Annotated in this window: 16 protein-coding genes; 15 read left to right on the forward strand and 1 reads right to left on the reverse strand. The window is 33.6% G+C overall.

The features are described from left to right. Nucleotides 1-72: 72 nt before the first annotated feature. The 7 genes from KA856_RS02220 to KA856_RS02250 all read left to right on the forward strand — a co-directional run bounded on the left by KA856_RS02220 (nt 73) and on the right by KA856_RS02250 (nt 8,555). Nucleotides 73-1,470 carry an MFS transporter gene (locus KA856_RS02220; RefSeq protein ID WP_107383982.1) on the forward strand — a complete coding sequence of 466 codons (1,398 nt, stop codon included), beginning with the start codon at nt 73-75 and terminating at the stop codon, nt 1,468-1,470. Nucleotides 1,471-1,546: 76 nt separating this feature from the next. Beyond that, on the forward strand, nt 1,547-2,722 hold the full coding sequence (locus KA856_RS02225) for a M20 family metallopeptidase (protein WP_107384012.1): 1,176 nt from the start codon (nt 1,547-1,549) through the stop codon (nt 2,720-2,722). Between the two features lie 306 nt (nt 2,723-3,028). Beyond that, entirely contained in the window at nt 3,029-3,496 is a 468-nt protein-coding gene (locus KA856_RS02230) for a hypothetical protein (RefSeq protein ID WP_107383983.1), read from the forward strand. A 40-nt stretch (nt 3,497-3,536) separates the two neighbouring features. Then, on the forward strand, nt 3,537-4,229 hold the full coding sequence (locus KA856_RS02235; RefSeq protein ID WP_107383984.1) for an alpha/beta hydrolase: 693 nt from the start codon (nt 3,537-3,539) through the stop codon (nt 4,227-4,229). A 225-nt stretch (nt 4,230-4,454) separates the two neighbouring features. Then, nucleotides 4,455-5,831 carry an MFS transporter gene (locus tag KA856_RS02240; protein WP_432576171.1) on the forward strand — a complete coding sequence of 459 codons (1,377 nt, stop codon included), beginning with the start codon at nt 4,455-4,457 and terminating at the stop codon, nt 5,829-5,831. Between the two features lie 465 nt (nt 5,832-6,296). Continuing rightward, the gene (locus KA856_RS02245; protein WP_107383986.1) at nt 6,297-6,830 is read left to right on the forward strand and encodes a methylated-DNA--[protein]-cysteine S-methyltransferase; all 534 of its coding nucleotides are present in this window, start codon (nt 6,297-6,299) and stop codon (nt 6,828-6,830) included. 165 nt (nt 6,831-6,995) lie between these two features. Beyond that, nucleotides 6,996-8,555 (forward strand): BCCT family transporter, encoded by a 1,560-nt coding sequence (locus tag KA856_RS02250; RefSeq protein WP_107383987.1) that lies wholly within the window; start codon nt 6,996-6,998, stop codon nt 8,553-8,555. Between the two features lie 256 nt (nt 8,556-8,811). On the opposite strand, the gene KA856_RS02255 is transcribed toward KA856_RS02250, so the two are convergent. Continuing rightward, nucleotides 8,812-9,984: a hydroxymethylglutaryl-CoA synthase gene (locus KA856_RS02255; protein ID WP_107383988.1), complete on the reverse strand. Its 1,173-nt coding sequence runs from the start codon at nt 9,982-9,984 to the stop codon at nt 8,812-8,814. Between the two features lie 103 nt (nt 9,985-10,087). Between KA856_RS02255 and KA856_RS02260 the strand changes: the two genes are divergently transcribed. The 8 genes from KA856_RS02260 to KA856_RS02295 all read left to right on the forward strand — a co-directional run bounded on the left by KA856_RS02260 (nt 10,088) and on the right by KA856_RS02295 (nt 20,023). After that, nucleotides 10,088-11,242, forward strand: a complete 1,155-nt coding sequence (locus tag KA856_RS02260; protein WP_107385986.1) for a thiolase family protein — start codon at nt 10,088-10,090, stop codon at nt 11,240-11,242. Beyond that, nucleotides 11,242-12,522, forward strand: a complete 1,281-nt coding sequence (locus tag KA856_RS02265; protein WP_107383990.1) for a hydroxymethylglutaryl-CoA reductase, degradative — start codon at nt 11,242-11,244, stop codon at nt 12,520-12,522. The genes KA856_RS02260 and KA856_RS02265 overlap by 1 nt, the downstream gene beginning before the upstream one ends. A gap of 207 nt (nt 12,523-12,729) precedes the next feature. Then, nucleotides 12,730-13,704: an SMP-30/gluconolactonase/LRE family protein gene (locus KA856_RS02270; RefSeq protein ID WP_107383991.1), complete on the forward strand. Its 975-nt coding sequence runs from the start codon at nt 12,730-12,732 to the stop codon at nt 13,702-13,704. Nucleotides 13,705-14,129: 425 nt separating this feature from the next. Continuing rightward, nucleotides 14,130-15,590, forward strand: a complete 1,461-nt coding sequence (gene nhaC / locus KA856_RS02275; protein ID WP_107383992.1) for a Na+/H+ antiporter NhaC — start codon at nt 14,130-14,132, stop codon at nt 15,588-15,590. A gap of 245 nt (nt 15,591-15,835) precedes the next feature. Then, the gene (gene cidR, locus KA856_RS02280; protein WP_107383993.1) at nt 15,836-16,711 is read left to right on the forward strand and encodes a cidABC operon transcriptional activator CidR; all 876 of its coding nucleotides are present in this window, start codon (nt 15,836-15,838) and stop codon (nt 16,709-16,711) included. A 418-nt stretch (nt 16,712-17,129) separates the two neighbouring features. After that, nucleotides 17,130-17,516, forward strand: a complete 387-nt coding sequence (locus tag KA856_RS02285; RefSeq protein ID WP_019470016.1) for a CidA/LrgA family protein — start codon at nt 17,130-17,132, stop codon at nt 17,514-17,516. Continuing rightward, nucleotides 17,517-18,203 carry an LrgB family protein gene (locus KA856_RS02290; RefSeq protein WP_107383994.1) on the forward strand — a complete coding sequence of 229 codons (687 nt, stop codon included), beginning with the start codon at nt 17,517-17,519 and terminating at the stop codon, nt 18,201-18,203. It abuts the gene before it with no gap. Between the two features lie 77 nt (nt 18,204-18,280). Then, the gene (locus tag KA856_RS02295) at nt 18,281-20,023 is read left to right on the forward strand and encodes a pyruvate oxidase (RefSeq protein WP_107383995.1); all 1,743 of its coding nucleotides are present in this window, start codon (nt 18,281-18,283) and stop codon (nt 20,021-20,023) included. Nucleotides 20,024-20,457: the final 434 nt, after the last annotated feature.

Below are 20,457 nucleotides of genomic sequence, written 5' to 3' on the forward strand. Positions count from 1 at the left end.
AATAAGTACATTTTCCAACTAAACTAATCTTCCCTATTTGTCATTTTAAAAATATTTTAGGAGGATGAACAAATGACTCAACAGGGAAATACGAAGAGTTATCAAGGTGACAACAAATTAATATTAGGTATTGTATTAGGAGTTGTCACTTTTTGGTTATTTGCGCAATCTTTATTAAACGTAGTTCCTACGTTACAACAATCATTTAATAGTAATATTGGCACAATAAGTATTGCTGTTAGTATTACAGCACTATTCTCAGGAATGTTTGTTGTTGGTGCTGGAAGCTTAGCAGATAAAGTAGGGCGTGTGAGAATAACATATATTGGTTTATGGTTAAGTATCATTGGTTCTTTATTGATTATAATTAGTAACCTGCCGATATTGCTCATTATAGGAAGAGTAATTCAAGGTTTATCAGCAGCAGCGATTATGCCCTCAACTTTAGCAATTATGAAGACTTATTTTGAAGGTAAAGATAGACAGCGTGCACTGAGTTATTGGTCGATTGGTTCATGGGGTGGATCAGGATTAGCATCTCTATTCGGTGGTATGGTTTCAACTTTTATTGGTTGGAGATGGATTTTTATTTTATCTATTATTATTGCCTTAGTTGCAATGTTATTAATAAAAGGCACACCGGAAACCAAATCTGATAATACAACAAACTTGAAATTTGATTTTACTGGGTTGATGCTTTTTGTAATTATGATGTTAAGTATTAACGTCGTAATCACTCAAAGTGGTACATTTGGCATGCTTTCACCTATAATAATAGGACTAGTTATTGTATTTATTATCACAACCATAGCTTTTGTAATAGTTGAAAATAAAAAACATAATCCATTAATTGATTTTAAATTATTTAAAAACAAAGCTTATACAGGGGCGACATTATCCAATTTCTTACTAAATGGTGTTGCAGGTGCTTTGCTTGTAGCCAATACATTCGTTCAAAAAGGTATAGGTTTCAACGCATTCCAAACAGGACTTTTATCGATTACATATTTGGTTACTGTATTGTTGATGATTAGAGTCGGTGAAAAAGTTTTACAAAAAGTAGGGGCTAAAAAACCTATGTTGTTAGGTACAACGTTTAATATGGTTGGTATTATTTTAATATCATTTACATTTTTACCTAGTGCGCTATATGTCGTTGTATGTATTATTGGTTATTTACTCTATGGATTAGGTTTAGGTTTTTATGCAACACCTTCTACAGATATGGCGATATCTAATTCTCCTGAAGATAAAGTTGGTGTAGCTTCAGGTATTTATAAAATGGCTTCCTCATTGGGTGGCGCATTTGGTATAGCTTTATCAGGAGCTTTATATGGCGTTGTTACAGAAGCTACAAATGTGAAGTTTGGTGCGATGGCTGGTTTATGGTTAAACGTATTAATGGCATTGCTTTCATTCGTCATTATTCTTCTAGCTGTGCCATCGTTTAAGAAGCAAAATAGAGCATAATTCATTAATACAACGTTGTCATTTGAAAAGTATATAATGGCATTAAGGTATCGTATATTTCATTGGAGGAATGATTATAATGAAACAATTGATTGAAACATTGAAAGAAAAAGAAACACGTATGATAGAAATACGTCGTTACTTACATCAACACCCAGAACTATCTTTTTGTGAGAAAGAAACACCTAAATATATAGAAGCATTTTATGAAGGTAAAGATTGTAAAGTTGAAACGAATGTGGGTCCAAATGGTTTGAAAGTTACTATTGATAGTGGTAAACCAGGCAAGACAATCGCAATTCGTGCTGATTTTGATGCTTTACCAATTCAAGAAGATACAGGCCTAGCATTTGCTTCGAAAAATGATGGTGTCATGCATGCATGTGGGCATGATGCACATACGGCATATATGTTAATTCTTGCAGAAACACTTATTGAAATAAAAGATCAATTTAATGGTAAAGTTGTTGTCATACATCAACCAGCTGAAGAAGTACCTCCTGGTGGTGCACAAGCAATGATTAAAGACGGTGTTTTAGATGGTGTTGATCATGTATTGGGTGTTCATGTCATGAGTCATATGCCTGCAGGTAATATCTATTACAGAGAAGGTAACGTGCAAACTGGACGTGATTTCTTTAAGCTTAAAGTCAATGGTCAAGGTGGTCATGGGTCGTCTCCACATACAGCAAATGATAGTATTGTAGCAGGTGCATACTTTGTGAATGCATTACAGACGATTGTTTCAAGACGATTAAATCCGTTTGAAACGGGTGTTGTTACAATAGGTTCATTTGATGGTAAAGGACAATTCAATGTGATTAAAGATAGTATTGAAATAGAAGGTGACGTACGCGCGTTAACCGATGATACTAAAAATACAATTAAAAAAGAAGTGACACGTTTGTCCGAAGGATTGGAAGCAATGTTTGGTGTCACATGTGAATTAGACTACCATGATGATTATCCAGCCTTGTACAATGATCCTGAATTCACAAAATTTGTTGTAGATACTATACAAGAAGCGGATACTGATGCAATTTCAAGTGTTGAAAGATGTGAGCCACAACCGCCTTCAGAAGATTTTGCTTACTACGCTAAGGCAATTCCTGGCACATTTATTTATGCTGGAGCTGCACCAGAAAACGGTGATATTCATCCGCACCATCATCCTAAATTTAATATCAGTGAAAGTTCAATGCGAGTTTCTGCAGAAGCTGTAGGATTAACAGTATTAAATTATCTTAAATAAAATATTTGTGTTCATTTGTGAATGTTACCATGTGTTTACTGTGGCATACACGAGTTTACAATATTATTTAAAGCCAATTAAAATTTGAGATTAAAAGTGTGCGCATACGGAGTTTATTACATGATAAACCATCTGTATACGCACGTTTTTCGTTGTATGAAAAACAAGCATATATAGAAAAAATAAAACTACGATGAAGACTTTTGAGCTATTTCATTAATACAAAAAAGTACGTATGATAACTAAAGGTTTAATATGAGGTCATTTGGTGTATATGTTAAATGAAAAAAGAAAGGAATGATTACATTGAATGGCGAGAAAAAAATAAATACTTTGTTAGAAGACTATAATAAGCAATTAAAAAAATTATTTAAGTATGATAAAGCAAATGCGCTTGCTTTTGATAATGAAAGTAGAAGTAAAGTTGCAGAACAAAAAGGTGTTTTTGTGATTTTTGAAAATAAAACACCAATATTTGTAGGACAAGCTGGTGGATTTATGACTGGTTTTAAATTTACGCAAAAAGATTTATATGATAAATTAGGACAATTTAATTCAGCTTCAGACACTGGAACTACAAAATTTAGAAAGGCTTATATAGAACATCACGGTTTAGATGAAGCGGAAATGAAAAACATTAAAGCAAATGAAAAAAAGTTAAAGTTTCAATATATTAAAGTTAAAGATAATTTAGCTTTTATCAATATTTTAGAAATTTTAGCATTAGAGTATGCTAAGAAAAATAAAATAAAATTATTTAATTTCTCTAGTTAAAGCGTGGTGTTTTTGAACTGCTAAGAAGGTGGTGATTAAAATGAATGTTAAAACATTTAAGATTCATTTTCAAGAACATGTGATTTTTGTGAAATTGCCCAAAGCATATGATGAAAAGAAAGAAAGTGGCTATCCGCTGATATTAGTGCAAGATGGAGACGCGTTATTTAAAGATGTTGAGCGAGATATTATATTTGTCGGAGTGCTTCCCAACAATAGAAATCAGGAATATAGCCCATGGGGAGCAGTCGTAGATGGGATTAATTATAGAGGGGAAGCAGATGCTTATATTTTATGGATAACTAAGCATTTGCTTCCTTATTTAAGAAAATGTTTTAATATATCTCAAAGAACTGAAGATATCGGTATAGCTGGTGCTTCATTAGGCGGATTACTTTCTTTGTATACATTATTTAAAAGTCCAGAAAGTTTTGGCCGTTATATATTAATATCACCTTCAGTATGGTATCCAGGATTTGTGGCATTTATGAAACAACAAACGATTATTAAAGAGGACAAACAAATTTATTGGTATGTAGGAGAGCTTGAAGGACAGCAACAGCTTAGCATTAAACAAGAAATGTTTGTTCAAACAGAATTAGCTGTAGATATATTAAGTGAATTAATGATTTCTGAGAAGGCATTACTCTATTATACTATCAATAAAAGAGGCCAACACAATGTAACGTACTTCAAAAGATATTTTGCTAAAGCGATCAAAAAATTATTTTGATATTGTCAATTTTAAGAAAAAATTAAGTTTTTTAAATTTAATTATCAGAAAATTCATAATAATTAGAGGGTAACATCCCAATTTTCTATAAAATAGTGATAATATTTTAGGTATATGAATTTTTATAAATTGTATTATAACTCATTATAGTATTCAAATTTATAAAATGATGAACGAATGGATTCATCATTATCATTATTTGAAATAGGGGATGCTTTTATGACAATGAAGACAGAAAAAGTCTCAGGTAGCATGTTGTTAACTGGTATTGTTTTATCTATATTAACATATTGGTTATTTGCTCAATCTTTTTTGAATATTGGGCCTAAAATACAAACTACTTTTGATGCGAGTCCAGATATCGTAAATATTTCAGTGAGTTTAACATCATTTGTGACAGGTGTATTTATGGTAGTGGCTGGGAATATATCAGATAAATTTGGTAAAGTGAAATTAACTAGAATTGCTTTAGTGTTGAGTATTATCGGTTCGCTGATGTTGATTGTTTCTGGAAATATTGTGATGCTACTACTTGGTAGAATTGTACAGGGCTTTTCTGCAGCGATTATCATGCCAGCCACAATATCTATAGTGAATGACTTTTTTGATGGAGATGATAGACAAAAAGCACTCAGTTTTTGGTCAATCGGTGCATTTGGTGGTACTGGCTTATCTTCCTTTTTTGCAGGTGCAATGGCTACATTTATTTTTTGGCAATCCATTTTCATATTATCGATTATATTATCAATCTTGGCTTTAGTTTTATTGCGTGAATTACCAGAAAGTCGCATTAATAAAGCGGAAGCGAGCCCGTTTGATTATATAGGTTTAATTATTTTTATTATTATGATTGGTAGTATTAGCTTTGTAATTACACAGGGTTATAAAATAGGATGGCTAAATGCTGTAACAGTAATGTTATTTGTCATATTTTTAATTTGTATATACATATTTTTTAAAGTAGAACGAGTCAAAAAGGTGCCATTTATTGATTTAGATTTATTTAAAAATAGACCTTATATTGGTGCTGTTTTAGCTAATTTCTTATTAAATACTGGCGTTGGAGTAATTGCCTTATTAAATATGTACGTACAAAGTGGTTTGAAATTAACAGCTTTCCAAGCAGGATTGTTAACATTGCCTTATTTAATTTCGTTATTGCTTGTCATTCGCTTAGGTGAGAAAAGTATAAAAAGATTTGGTGCCAAACGTGCGATGATTATTGGACCAATATTTACTGGTTTAGGTGTATTAATGTTTAGTTTGACATTTTTTGATACTGCTATTTATGTTGTTGTAGCGCTAATTGGCGCTGTGTTTTTTGGTGGTGGTACAGGATTATTTGCTACACCAGCTTTAAGTACAGCGGTTTCCACGACACCACCAGAAAAAGTTGGTGTCGCTTCAGGTATTTTTAAAATGGGCTCTACATTAGGTGGTGCATTTGGTATTGCAATTATGACTTCTATTTTTACTGGTATTATTCAGAGTGGTCAAAACATGCATATTGCTGCAGGTGTAGGCTTCATAGTAGGGACTTGTTTAGTATTATGTGGTGTTTTAGCAAGTGCAATCGTTATACCAACACGGAAAGTTAAATAGTGAAGACATTTCTTTTATTCATAGTTACGTTGAGTCTGGGACATCATTGATTTGTTCCAGGCTCATTTATATTGTCAGTAGATGGGTTAAGTGAAAATTAACGCCACTACTCAATTTATTGAATTAATAGGGCTTATGAATGAACTTCAGCTCAGGTCATCATTTTAAATTTTTTAAATACTAGTCCTCTTTGTTGGTATAGGACGACGAAATTTATTTGCATAAAATTAGATTTTTCTCTTGTCCTTTATCATAAAGCAAGTGAATTGAGTGGTCAGGTGGAAATAAATATATCATGGTAAATTGAGTCCAATGTAGTAATTGCGCTTTTTGGTACGCAGTAACTAAGAAGCTATGTATTTACTTACGAGGGCTTTCTATTATGAAGAAGTATCAAGATCTATTTTACATTAAAATTTAAAAGGATTATGATAATTACAAAATATACTAGAAAGAAGTGATACGATGCACTATAAGACATATTATGAATCACCAATTGGTCGGGTTGCACTAACGTCGGATGGCGAAGCAATTACAGGATTGTGGTTACCTAAACATGATGATTTTGAATCAAATTATGATGAATCGTTAACAGAAGCAGACTTACCAATTTTTGAAAAAGCGATTATTTGGCTTGATAAATATTTTTCTGGAAATAATCCTAAAATAGATTTTGCACTAAAACCTATAGGAACCGAATTCAGGGAGCAAGTTTGGGATGTTTTATTGAAAATACCATATGGAGAGACTGTCACTTATGGTGATATTGCTAAAGAAATAGGTATTAAAAGAAATAAACCAAATATGTCTTCACAAGCAGTGGGTGGTGCTGTTGGTACAAACCCGATTTCTATTATAATTCCATGTCATAGAGTAGTTGGCAAAAACGGTAGTCTTACTGGTTACGGTGGTGGCATTGATACTAAAATTGAGTTATTGAAACTGGAAAAAGTAGATATGCAAACACTTTATAGACCGAAACATAGTACAAAACCGTAAATATAACATAGTTTCCTGACTGAAAATTATTGTAAGTAAATATTATTATTTTATACATTTTGTATTTTTTATCAATAAAATTTCCTAAAAATATAAAGTTGTTTCTCTTACTCAGTGTGTTATCCTATAAAACGTCTTTTTATTATTATTAGAGGGGTGGAAAATTTGGATAATACAAAAAAGTCGTTTTCTAGTGTGTTTATCTATTCGGCACTAGTCGTAGGCTTATTAGTAGTTATTGGAGCTATCTTTCCAGCTAAATTTGGAGAAATTACTGGCGTTATTTCTTCTTGGGTAACAAAAACGTTTGGCTGGTATTATATGTTACTGTATACAGTAATTTTAGGTTTTTGTGTATTTTTAGTCTTCAGCCCTATTGGGAAATTGAAATTAGGTAAACCAACAGATAAACCGGAATTTCACACGGTATCTTGGTTAGCGATGTTATTCAGTGCAGGTATGGGCATAGGTCTCGTATTTTATGGTTCTTCAGAACCGATATCACATTATTTAGCGCCGCCAACAGCAGATCCTGAAACAAAGGAAGCAATGGCACAAGCCTTTAGATCCTCATTTATTGATTATGGATTTCATCCTTGGGCAGTATACGGTGTAGTGGCATTAGGCTTGGCATATTCTCAATTTCGTAAAGGAGAAAATGGCTTAATTTCTAGAACGCTAAGACCAGTGTTGGGTGATAGAGTGGATGGCCCAATTGGTGTCGTAGTAGATGTTTTAGCGGTGTTTGCTACTATTATTGGTGTAGCAGTTTCTTTAGGTGTAGGCGCAATACAAATAAACGGTGGTTTAAATTATTTATTTGGTGTGCCGAATAATGCTGTTGTTCAAGGAATTATTATTGCTGTAGTTACAGTGTTATTTTTATATAGTGCGTGGAGTGGCTTGAGTAAAGGTATCCAATATTTAAGTAATTTAAATATGTTTTTAGCAGCATTATTACTTATTGTTATTTTTATTGTAGGACCAACCGTACTGATATTAAATATGATGACAAGTGGTACTGGTGATTACCTTAATTCACTTATTTTTAATAGTTTAGATGTAGCACCATTAAATGAACAAAAAGCTGAGTGGTTGAAAAGCTGGACAATTTATTATTGGGGCTGGTGGATGAGCTGGAGTCCATTTGTTGGTATATTTATTGCGAGAATCTCTAAAGGTCGTAGTATTCGCGAATTTGTAATTGCCGTATTAGGTGTACCAGTTGTGATTAGTATTATTTGGTTTAGTGCATTTGGTGTAACTGGTATAGACGTAGGGCAATCTCATAGCGAGATATTTAAAATGCCACCAGAAACGCAATTATTCGGTATATTTAACGAGTTGCCATTTGGATTTATACTATCAATTATTGCGTTAGCATTAATCGCTTCATTCTTTATCACTTCTGCAGACTCTGCAACCTTTGTTTTAGGTATGCAAACTGCATATGGTACATTGAATCCGTCAGGATTTATAAAAATTGTTTGGGGACTTGCATTAGCAGCTATCGCGTATGTACTATTATTGGCTGGTGGTGACACTGGATTAGATGCACTGCAATCTGCGGCAATTATTTCAGCATTACCGTTTAGTTTTGTAGTTATCTTAATGATGATTTCCTTATATAAAGATGGAAATGAAGAACGTAAATATTTAGGGTTATCGTTACAACCCAAAAGAGATATTGAAACGCAAGATTTAGACGAAACGAACCGTGGTTAAATCTCATAGGTAATCTAATCATAATGTGTTTAACATAATAAAAGAGGATGGCTTTTATGTAAGTGAATTAAAAGTCATCCTCTTTATTTTATATAAAAAAACCCGTAATTGAATATCAAAAAATTCATTTACGGGCTTGAATATTTGGAATTGTATTTAACCTTCGATTTTAGATAAAGTTTTTTAGATACATATACCATTTTCTATGTCACCAATCATACTAAATGAAGTGAGGTAAGATTAAGTGAATTGAAACTTAATTTAATGTATTATAATTACGAATATGATCACTGATGCTTTCGAGATAGAAAATACCTTTTGTTTCATTTGCTAACTCTATATCATGATCAAATTCAAGGTTGTCGAAACGTTTGAAAAATGTTTCATATGTGTCAACAGAGATTTCTGTACGATGATTTAATAGATCTTTATGTTTTTCTATATCAAGTGCATCTTGATAGCCTTCGACTAATTTACCACTAAAGAATTCACCAACAGAACCTGAACCATAGCTGAACAAACCAATTGTATCACCAGCGTTTAATTCAGTATGTGTTTCTAACAATGAAATTAGACTTAAGTACAATGACCCAGTATAAATATTACCTACATAACGATTGTAATAAGTTGCTGCGTCATACCCTGTAGTTAATCGTTCTTTAGTTTCTGTGTTGATATCTTCTGTTAAGATAGAATCGAGTGCTTTTTTACCCATTTTAGTAAATGGTACGTGGAAACATAATGATTTAAATGTATCTAATGTAGTATTATATCTACGTGCATATTCATTCCAACTTTCTTGGAATGAGTGGATATAGGCATCTTTTGATAATGCACCATCCACTAACGGGTACGGTTGTCCACTTGGACGCCAAAAATCGTATACATCTTCTGTAAATGCGACTGCGTCATCATTTAGTTCAAGAATACGTGGGTTTTGTGTTATCATCATAGCAACTGCACCTGCGCCTTGCGTTGGCTCACCGCCAGATTCTAGACCATAGCGAGCAGTATCACTAGCAATAACTAAAACTTTTTCGTTAGGGCGGCTGGCAATATAATCTTTCGCTAATTGAATAGCAGGCGTAGCAGCGTAACAAGCTTCTTTCATTTCAATACAACGCGCGAATGGTTGAATACCTAATAGATTATGTATTTGAACCGCAGATGCTTTAGCAGAATCTATAGCAGATTCAGTAGCAACAATAACCATACTAATTTGTTTTTTATCATCTTCAGTGATGATTTCTTTGGCAGCATTGGCACCCATAGTTACAATATCTTGGCTCATTGGGCTAACTGCCATTTCATTTTGCCCAATGCCAATAAGAAATTTATTTGGGTCAACTTGACGAGATTCGGCAAGTTTAGCCATGTCTACATAAAAATTTGGAACATAAAAATTGATTTGATCAATACCAACTGTCATAAAGTGTATCGACACCTTTCTTTTAATAAATAAGCAATTGTATCATATCAAATCATATGTATAAAAGACAATTATTTACAATATGCTCAAAAGGAGAATAATAATGAAAAAGATAGCAATCGTAAGTGCCAAGCGGACACCTATAGGAAAATTCAGAGGTAAATTAAGTAATTATACTGCAGTAGAATTAGGTACAAAAACGTTAGAGGCTGCTATGTCAGCCATTAATCTCAAACCTGAAATGATAGAGCAAGTCATTTATGGCAATGTACTTCAGGCTGGAAGTGGCCAAAATCCTGCACGACAAGTTAGTATCAATGCTGGTGTGCCTAATACAACACCTGCGATGACGATTAACGAAGTTTGTGGTTCTGGGTTAAAATCTATCATACTTGGCAAGCAACAAATCCAATTAGGAGAAGCAAAAGTAGTAGCTGTTGGAGGTATTGAAAGTATGACAAATGCGCCCAAAATACTATTTGATGAAGAAGCAACATCAGTTGAAAGTTTTATGCATGACGGCTTAACTGATGCATTTCTAAATGTACCAATGGGTGTTACAGCAGAGAAAATAGCGGAAAAATATAATGTCACACGAGAACAACAAGATGCGTTTGCGAACGATTCACAACATAAAGCAGCGCAAGCTTCAGAAGCAGGTAAATTTGATGATGAAATTGTTACATTAACAGATAATGAAGGCGAATTAATGACGGTAGATGAAGGCATTCGTGGCAATAGTAGTATTGAAAAATTAAGTACTTTAAAAACAATATTTAAAGAAGATGGCACTGTCACAGGTGGGAATGCTTCAAGTATCAATGATGGCGCATCAACAATTATTTTGATGGATGCGGATTATGCAAGGCAAGAAGGCTTTGAAATTATTGCAACATTAGGTGAACACGCGGAAATTGGCTGTGATCCTACCTATATGGGGTACGCGCCGTATCATGCAGTGACGGAATTATTAACAAAATCCAAGAAAGACATGGATGATATTGACGTTGTGGAAATGACAGAAGCATTTGCTGCTCAAAGTATACCGGTTAAAAACAATTTAGAGATACATCCTGATAAGCTTAACTTATATGGTGGTGCCATTGCTTTAGGTCATCCAATAGGTGCAAGTGGTACACGATTGGTGACTACTTTAGTAAATATCTTATCACAAGAAAATAAACGAAACGGGATTGCAACTGCATGTATTGGTGGCGGTTTAGGTATCGCATTATATGTAGAAAAGGGGGATGCCTAATGTTACCTTTAGGTAAAGATTTTCGCCATTTATCACGTGAGGAGAAGTTAGATTGTCTACTTGATTATGGTTGGTTGAATAAAGATAATCACGATATGTTATTAACACATCCTTTAATTCCAGAAGAAATTGCCAACAGTTTAATTGAAAATGTGATTGGTCAAGGTGCGTTGCCTGTCGGGTTACTACCTGAAATTATTGTAGACGACAAATCATATGTTGTTCCAATGATGGTTGAAGAACCCTCTGTTGTTGCAGCTGCAAGCTATGGTGCAAAGTTAGTCAACGAAACAGGTGGGTTTCATGTCGTAGCTAGTGAGCGATTAATGATTGGACAAATTGTTTTTGATAACGTAAAGGATACACAACGTTTATCTCAAAATATTAAAGATCTTGAGCCGAAGATTAAGCAAATTGCAGATGAGTCTTATCCTAGTATTATTGAAAGAGGTGGCGGTTACCGTCGAATTGAAATAGATACTTTTCCAGAAGCGGAATTATTATCGCTCAAAGTATTTGTAGATACAAAAGATGCAATGGGTGCTAACATGTTAAATACAATATTAGAGGGGATTTCTGCATATTTAAAAACGGAACTTGAAGATGTAGATATATTAATGAGTATTCTATCTAATCACGCCACTGCTTCTGTTGTTAAAGTACAAGGTGAGATAGATATTCAATCACTATCCAAAGGTGGACGTGACGGTGCCGAAGTAGCACGTAGAATGGAAAGAGCATCTGTGTTAGCGCAAGTAGATATTCATCGTGCAGCGACGCATAACAAGGGTGTGATGAATGGCATTCACGCAGTTGTCTTAGCTACAGGTAATGATACGCGTGGTGCTGAAGCTAGTGCTCACGCATATGCGAGTAAAGATGGACAGTATCGAGGTATAGCTACTTGGCAATATGATGTAACACGCCAAAAATTAATTGGTACGATTGAGGTGCCAATGACACTGGCAACAGTTGGTGGAGGTACACGTGTCTTACCTATTGCTCGAGCTGCTTTAGATTTAATGAAAGTTGATTCAGCACAAGAACTTGGTCATGTTGTAGCTGCAGTTGGTTTAGCTCAAAACTTTGCAGCATGTCGTGCACTGGTTTCGGAAGGTATTCAAAAAGGTCATATGAGTTTACAATATAAATCATTAGCAATTGTTGTGGGTGCGCAAGGTGATGAAATCGCTAGAGTCGCTGAACTGTTAAAAGAAAAACCGAGCGCAAATGCAGCTATGGCAGAACAGATTCTCAATCAAATTAGAGAAGCATATTAGCGATTGAATTATATTTTTGATAGGTATCATTGAGACTTTAAAATATTTAATATGATTGACGGAGTAATGACTCATTGTTTTCATTACTCCGTCTTTTTGCGCAATAAATGACTTTGAATTAAAATATAAATATTTTATTTTGTGATTTGAGTTCCATATAATATAAATTACAAGCTCGAAAGAAAAGATTAAAAGAAAAGAGGGAGTATGATGGGGAATAATCTACCGGCATTATCATATGATCACAAGAATCATTCTGTGGTGCCAATTTTAGCATCGGAACAAAGTCTACAAACAATAACTGCAGAACCTTGGTTGGAAATTTCAGATGAAGGATTACAATTAGAAGGTTTATGCTTTGATAGAAATGGTGATTTAACACTTTGCGAAGTGTTTGGGGGAACTGTTTTTCATGTGACTTTGCCAGACAAAAAAGTAACTCAGCTTTTTACATCACATAAAGAAAATCCTGCAGCTGTTAAAATCCACAAGGATGGAAGATTATTTGTTTGTTATTTGGGTGACTTTGAGCGTTCAGGCGGCGTGTTTGCAGTTAATGCTGAGGGAGAAGCAGAAGAGACGATTGTGTCAGACATTGACACAGAATATTGTGTAGATGATTTAGTGTTTGATAGTAAAGGTGGATTTTATTTTACTGATTTTAGAGGATACTCTACGAATCTTAAAGGTGGCGTATATTATGTTGCGCCAGATTATAAATCCATAACACCTGTGCTTCAAAATTTAGCTGTTGCCAATGGCGTAGCTTTAAGTACTGACGAAAAAACACTTTGGGTAACTGAAACAAATGCGAACCGATTACATCGTATTGATTTACTAGAAGACGGTGTAACCATTGCACCATTTGGCGCTTCTATACCTTACCATTTTACTGGACACGAAGGGCCAGATTCATGTTGTATAGACAGTGATGATAATTTATACGTAGCAATGTATGGACAGGGCAGAGTATTAGTGTTTAATAAAAAAGGTTATCCTATTGGACAAATTTTAATCCCGGGTCGTGATCAAGGGCATATGCTTCGTTCAACCCATCCAGCATTTATCCCAGGGACGGATCAGTTAGTGATTTGTGCTAATGATATTGAACAAGGCGGAGGTTCTTGGATTTATACGGCGAAAGGCTTTGCAAAAGGTCATCATAGCTATCAATTTCAGTAAATATGCCTCATAAAAATGCTTTAGAGCGCGGATAGAAATCTAATTTTATTAAAATAATTTCGTCATCTCAGCTTGGCAAAGATGACGAATATTGAAGAAAGTATAAAATGATTACCTGAACTTCACTTCATGCATAAGCACTACTAACTCAATTACAGACAATATGAAAAAGTCTAGGACGAAGCAATGTCGTCTAGACTTTTTTAGTATATACCACCTTTGTTAATCGCATTTATATTTTATTGTTGTAAAAATCAAAGAATTTAAATCATTATTTGAAGTTTACAGACAGGAGAGTAAGTCGAGTAATGACGCTGATTTTAAGTATAACAATAAATTAATTGAGATAAAATTCATTAAAAATTTATAAATACACTATTGAAAGCGCATACATTTTTAAGTATGATATAAATTAACAAAGGTAGGTGTTTGTTATTTTAAAGCCAAAAGATAAGCATAACGAAGAAAAACATGATTTAAAGAAGCCACTAGGTGTTACGTCGGCAGTCGTTACATTGTCAATTATGATTATTACGATGTTAATAACTGTGGCTGTATTAGAAAAAGAACCTCATATTCCTCTAATGATTGGTACTGCGGTCGCTATCATTGTGACTATGTTGCATGGATATGAATTTAGTGAAGTAGAAGAAATGATGTACAAGGGCATACGGCATGCTTTGCCAGCGATTGTTATTATTATACTTGTAGGTTTAGTTATTGGCTCATGGATTGGTAGTGGTGTCGTAGCAACAATGATATTTTATGGGCTTCAGTTAATAGACCCTCGTTATTTTTTAGCAGTTGTAGTTATATTATGTGGTGTCGTAGCGTTAGCTATCGGTAGTAGTTGGTCGACAATGGCTACTGTTGGTGTTGCATCAATGGGTATTGGTGTTAGCATGGGTATTTCTCCAGGCATGGTCGCTGGTGCAGTCATTTGTGGTGCTTATTTTGGTGATAAGATGAGCCCATTATCAGATACGACAAATCTTGCTTCAGGATTATCTGGTGTTGAATTATTTGAGCATATTAAACATATGTTCTATACCACAATCCCAGCTGTGATTATTGCGTTAATTGCATTTTTCTTTATTGGTATGCAGTATGGTAATAAAAATTTTGATACGAAGCGTATCGATGCAATTCTTAACACTATGCAAGATAATTTTGTGATTACACCATGGTTGTTGTTAGTACCTTTAGTAGTTATTGTATTAGTAACGTTCAAAGTTCCAGCTATTCCAGCAATTTGTGTCGGCATTATATTTGGATTTTTTGCTCAAATTTTTGTACAAGGTGGAAGCATAACGGAAGCGCTGACTGCTTTGCAAACAGGATATACGATTGAATCAGGTAATAAACTTGTAGATGAACTGTTTAATCGTGGCGGTTTAGAATCAATGTTTTATACGATTTCATTGACTTTAGTAGCGATGACTTTTGGTGGCGTATTGGAATATTCGGGCATGCTATCTGCATTAATTTCGGTGATTTTAAAAGTAGCGAGAACAACTGGTTCATTGATTGCATCAGTGATTATTTCTTGTATCGGCACTAACTTTACATGTTCAGAACAATACATATCTATTATTGTACCTTCTAGAATGTATGCGAGTGCTTTTAAAGACAAAGGCTTACATCCTAAGAACCTATCTAGGGCATTAGAAGATGGTGGAACATTAACTTCAGTATTCGTACCTTGGAATACATGTGGTGTATTTATCGCATCTACGTTAGGCGTATCGGTAATGGAATATGCACCATTTGCTATTGTGAATTATACAGTTCCTATAATTTCAGTTATTTTTGGATTTATTGGGTTTAAAATAATTAAATTAAAAGATTCAGATGAAGGAAATACAGACAATGCTAACTTAGCTTAATTTAGCGGAGTTTATGAAAATCTATCATTTACTATAAAAAGAGGAGAAATCAAGTGTGATATTTGGTTTCTCTTTTTTATAGTGAAAATGAGCATAGAAATTGATTATACATATCAGGATGATTTTTCAATAGTCCTAATCATTTCAATACATTAAATAATGCATAAACTAAAAAGATTGAAAAAATAGTATATAACCGTATACTAGGATATACACATTGAAGTTAAGTATAGAGGAGCACGCATATGGATATTAAACATATGAAGTATTTTGTAGAAGTAGTAAACCAACAAGGTATGACAAATGCATCTAAATCATTGTATATCGCTCAGCCAACGATAAGTAAAGCAATTAAAGACATTGAAAAAGAATTGAATATGCCATTGTTTGATCGAAGCAAACGTCAACTTGTCCTAACGGATGCTGGCTCAGTTTTTTATCATAAAAGTAAAGAAATCTTATCATTATACAAAGATCTGCCTAAAGAAATTAATAGTTTATTAGGTTTAGAAACAGGTCATATTAGCATTGGTTTGTCTGCAGTCATGAATATGAATAAGTTTATTCATATTTTAGGTGAATTCCATCAGCAGTATCCTAATGTAACGTATAACTTAGTGGAAAACGGTGGCAAAATGATTGAACATCAATTAATTAATGATGAAATAGATATAGGAATTACAACATTACCAGTAGACCAATCTATTTTCCATTCCTTGCCATTATATCAAGAAGAGTTGAAATTAGTTTTGAATAAAGAACATCGTCTTGCTCAATATCAACAAGTGAAAATGAGCATGCTAAAAGACGAAGATTTTATACTTTTTAATGAAGATTTTTACTTGAATGATAAGATTATCGAAGCGGCAAAAAATGCAGGTTATATACCTAATACAATATCCAAGATTTCACAATGGAACTTTATTGAAAATCTTTTAAATGCTCATTTAGGTGTAAGTATTTTACCAGAGAATATAGTGGGATTATTAAACAGTGACTTTAAAAATATAACACTTGAGGATCCAGGCATGAGTTGGGAATTAGGTGTGATATGGAAACGAGATAAATATTTAAGTTATGCAACCAGACAATGGATAGATTTTATGAAACAACGTTTATAAAGACGTAGGTTAGTATTCATATTATGTGATAATGAAACAACATTTGAATAAAACGATTGAATCAATTGTGTGTTAATAATAGAAATTTCAACCATAGCGTAGAGTAATTTTAGGTATTGGTGGGAGTAGATTGCGCAATCAAACGGATGTTTTGATTCCAATCCTGTTCCCACTATTTTTAGTTGTAAAAGCTATGCTATGAAATCATTTGAAAAGGACACATAGTAAAATAGTTGATTTGTTTTATTAGCTATAGCTAATTGGAATATGTAAAATCGCTTTCATAGAAAAAAGTAATTGGTATTATGAAAAAACAATATTTTTATTATATTTAATGGCGCGTTATACTTAGTCATGTAATCAACAAAGTAGTTAAAAATAGTCAGCAGTTCAAAAGTAATAAAAAGGGTGATGAGTATTGCAGGTAGCGCTAAAGATAATCAAAATTATGTTTCAAGCATTAATTATTATGGGTATTACTTTTATTGGTAATAAAATTCAAATGATTTTTGATATTCCGATTGCAGGTAGTATCGTTGGATTAATATTATTTTTCTTATTACTACAATTTAAAATTATTCCAACAAAATGGGTAGAAGAAGGCTCTAAATTTTTCTTAGCTACCATGGTATTTTTCTTTGTTCCATCTGTCGTAGGTATTATGGATGTCGCTAATATGATCAATTTTAATTTTATTTTATTCTTTATCATGATTGTTCTAGGCACATGTTGTGTTGCTTTAATTTCAGGGTTTATTGCTGAAAAAATGGTTAAAGCTGAACAATACGGGAATGGTCAAGATTAGATGGTACTTCTAAAAGCATTGTTAATGATTCTACTGACAGTTTTTATGTACGTTGGAGCAAAAAAATTACAGTTTCAATACCGGAGCCCATTTTTAAACCCTGCACTTATATCATCAATTGGAATTATCGTTGTATTATTGTTATTTAACTTAGATTATAAACAATATATGGTCGGTGGAAAGTGGATACACCAACTGTTGAATTGTACAGTGGTAACATTAGCGTATCCACTATATCAAAATCGTCATAAAATATTAGCTAATGGTAAAATTATATTTAGTAGTGTGATTACAGCAGTAATTTTGAACTTTGCATTTGTTTATGTCATATTAAAAATGTTTGGTTATTCAAAAGAAGTTATTGTTACGATGTTACCAAGATCAATTACAGCTGCTGTAGGTATTCAAGTATCTCACCAAATGGGTGGTGTGGATGCAATAGCAGTGTTATTTATCGTAGCAACTGGTTTAATCGGGAGCATTTTAGGTGCGTATTTGATTAAATTTGGAAGATTTAAAACTTCTATTGCAAAAGGTTTAACATTTGGTAACGCATCACATGCTTTTGGTACAGCTCAAGCACTTGATATTGATTTAGAAGCAGGTGCGTTTAGTTCAATTGGTATGATTTTGACTGCATTATTAAGTTCAATCGTTCTCCCGATACTCATAATCTTTTTATATTAAGCGTAGTGTTAAAACACAGTATTAACTATTTTAGGGTAAAAATAAATCGTTAAAGTTTGGAAGGAGCAATTTTTACAATGGCAAAAATTAAAGCAAATGAAGCATTAGTAAAAGCATTACAAGCATGGGAGATAGACCACTTATATGGTATCCCAGGAGATTCTATAGATGCGGTAGTAGATAGTTTAAGAACTGAAAGAGATAATATTGAATTTGTTCATGTACGTCATGAAGAAGTAGCAAGTTTAGCAGCTGCAAGTCATACAAAATTGACTGGTAAAATTGGAGTTGCATTAAGTATCGGTGGTCCAGGTGTCGTTCACTTACTTAATGGTATGTATGATGCGAAAATGGATAATGTTCCTCAACTTATTTTAGCAGGACAAACAGATAGTACAGCTTTAGGAACAAAAGCATTCCAAGAAACAGATATTAGCAAAATGGTAGACGATGTAGCTGTTTATAACCGTCAAATCTCTGAGAATGATAAAGATATATTCGGCATTGTTAATGAAGCAATCCGTACGGCTTATGAGAAAAAAGGTGTTGCAGTCTTAATTCTGCCAAATAACCTATTGACAAACAAAGTGAAAGATACAACAAATACACCAGTGGACACTGCACCACCAGCACGTGTTGCACCAAAACCACGTAGCATTAAAAAAGCCACTAAGCTTATTAATAAAAGTAAACGTCCGGTTATGATTATCGGTACTGGTGCTAAACATGCTAAAGACGAAGTGCAAGAATTTATTGAAGCGGTTAAAATTCCGTCAATCATTACTTTACCTGCTAAAGGTATCTTAGCAGATGCTCACCCATATAATTTGGGTAACTTAGGTAAAATTGGTACTAAAGTGTCTTATCAAACGATTCAAGACGCTGATTTACTAATAATGGTAGGTACAAACTATCCTTATGTTGACTATTTACCTAAGAAAAATATCAAAGCAATTCAAATCGATACAAATCCAGAAAATATTGGACATCGTTTCGACGTGAATGCAGGTATAATTGGTGATAGTAAATTAGCATTGCAACAATTAACAGATAGTGCCAAACACGTGAAAAATCGTGATTTCTTAAATAAAACATTAGAAAGAAAAGCAACTTGGGATTCTTGGATGGATAAAGATAAAGCAGATGAAAGTTCACCAATCCGTCCAGAACGTCTAATGGATGCAATCAACCAAGTGAGAACAGATGACGCGATTTTCTCAATCGATGTCGGTACATCTACTGTATGGTCAACACGTTATTTAGATCTAACAGTGAATAATAAATTCATCGTTTCTAGTTGGTTAGGTACGATGGGCTGTGCATTACCAGGTGCATTAGCAGCAAAACGTGCTTACCCTAACCGTCAAGTAGTGGGTATAGCAGGCGATGGTGCGTTTGAAATGGTAATGCAAGACTTTGCAACAGCAGTACAATATGATTTACCAATGACTATATTTGTTTTAAATAACCAAGAACTATCATTCATTAAATATGAACAACAAGCTGCTGGTGAATTAGAATATGCAATCAACTTCACTGATATAGACTTAGCACAATTTGCGGAAAGTTGTGGTGGCGTTGGTTATACGCTTAAAGATCCTAATAGAATTGATGAAGTTGTAGAAGAAGCAATGGCTCAAGATAGACCAACAATTGTCAACGTTTATGTTGATCCAAATGCTGCACCATTACCTGGTAAAATTGTTAAAGACGAAGCAATTAATTACGGTAAATGGGCATACAGATCTATTACTGAAGATAAAAAATTAGATTTAGATGAAATTCCTCCAATGTCAACAGCTGTTAAACGTTTCTTCTAAGTTGATATAAGTAAAAAATTAGAGACTTTAATTTCTCTGACTAAAAATAAACGCCAATTTCTATTGAAATATTATAGAAATTGGCGTTTTCTTTGCTTTGTGAAGTTTTGCATCACGTTCGTCTTGGATCGAAACCTAATAAATTAAAATGATGTCATAGTGTGCTGAAATCTAGAGGAATGATATGAGCGAGAGACTACAGACTCGAATCATATCTCAGGCAAGCATGCACGTTTAAAATCATAATATTTTAAAAGATATAAAATAGCTGCAACATGAAATGATTAGCTTGAATGGATTTAAGTCAAAATATTTTTCATTTGTACTAAATATCTCCCATCGTGATTTTGTAACGTGCTGACGCCTAGGGAAAAGATATGAACGAGAGACTACAGGCTCGAATCATATCCCCAGGCAAGCATGCACGTTCAAAA

Source organism: Staphylococcus sp. GDB9P120P, assembly GCF_017893435.1.
In the GTDB taxonomy this organism is placed as follows: domain Bacteria; phylum Bacillota; class Bacilli; order Staphylococcales; family Staphylococcaceae; genus Staphylococcus; species Staphylococcus cohnii.

Excerpts from the sequence above, each read along its gene's own strand:
- KA856_RS02220 (WP_107383982.1), top strand. The coding sequence starts at position 73 with ATGACTCAACAGGGAAATACGAAGAGTTATCAAGGTGACAACAAATTA.
- KA856_RS02235 (WP_107383984.1), top strand. The coding sequence starts at position 3,537 with ATGAATGTTAAAACATTTAAGATTCATTTTCAAGAACATGTGATTTTT.
- KA856_RS02240 (WP_432576171.1), top strand. The coding sequence starts at position 4,455 with ATGAAGACAGAAAAAGTCTCAGGTAGCATGTTGTTAACTGGTATTGTT.
- KA856_RS02245 (WP_107383986.1), top strand. The coding sequence starts at position 6,297 with ATGCACTATAAGACATATTATGAATCACCAATTGGTCGGGTTGCACTA.
- KA856_RS02255 (WP_107383988.1), bottom strand. The coding sequence starts at position 9,984 with ATGACAGTTGGTATTGATCAAATCAATTTTTATGTTCCAAATTTTTAT.
- KA856_RS02260 (WP_107385986.1), top strand. The coding sequence starts at position 10,088 with ATGAAAAAGATAGCAATCGTAAGTGCCAAGCGGACACCTATAGGAAAA.
- KA856_RS02265 (WP_107383990.1), top strand. The coding sequence starts at position 11,242 with ATGTTACCTTTAGGTAAAGATTTTCGCCATTTATCACGTGAGGAGAAG.
- KA856_RS02270 (WP_107383991.1), top strand. The coding sequence starts at position 12,730 with ATGATGGGGAATAATCTACCGGCATTATCATATGATCACAAGAATCAT.
- cidR (WP_107383993.1), top strand. The coding sequence starts at position 15,836 with ATGGATATTAAACATATGAAGTATTTTGTAGAAGTAGTAAACCAACAA.
- KA856_RS02290 (WP_107383994.1), top strand. The coding sequence starts at position 17,517 with ATGGTACTTCTAAAAGCATTGTTAATGATTCTACTGACAGTTTTTATG.
- KA856_RS02295 (WP_107383995.1), top strand. The coding sequence starts at position 18,281 with ATGGCAAAAATTAAAGCAAATGAAGCATTAGTAAAAGCATTACAAGCA.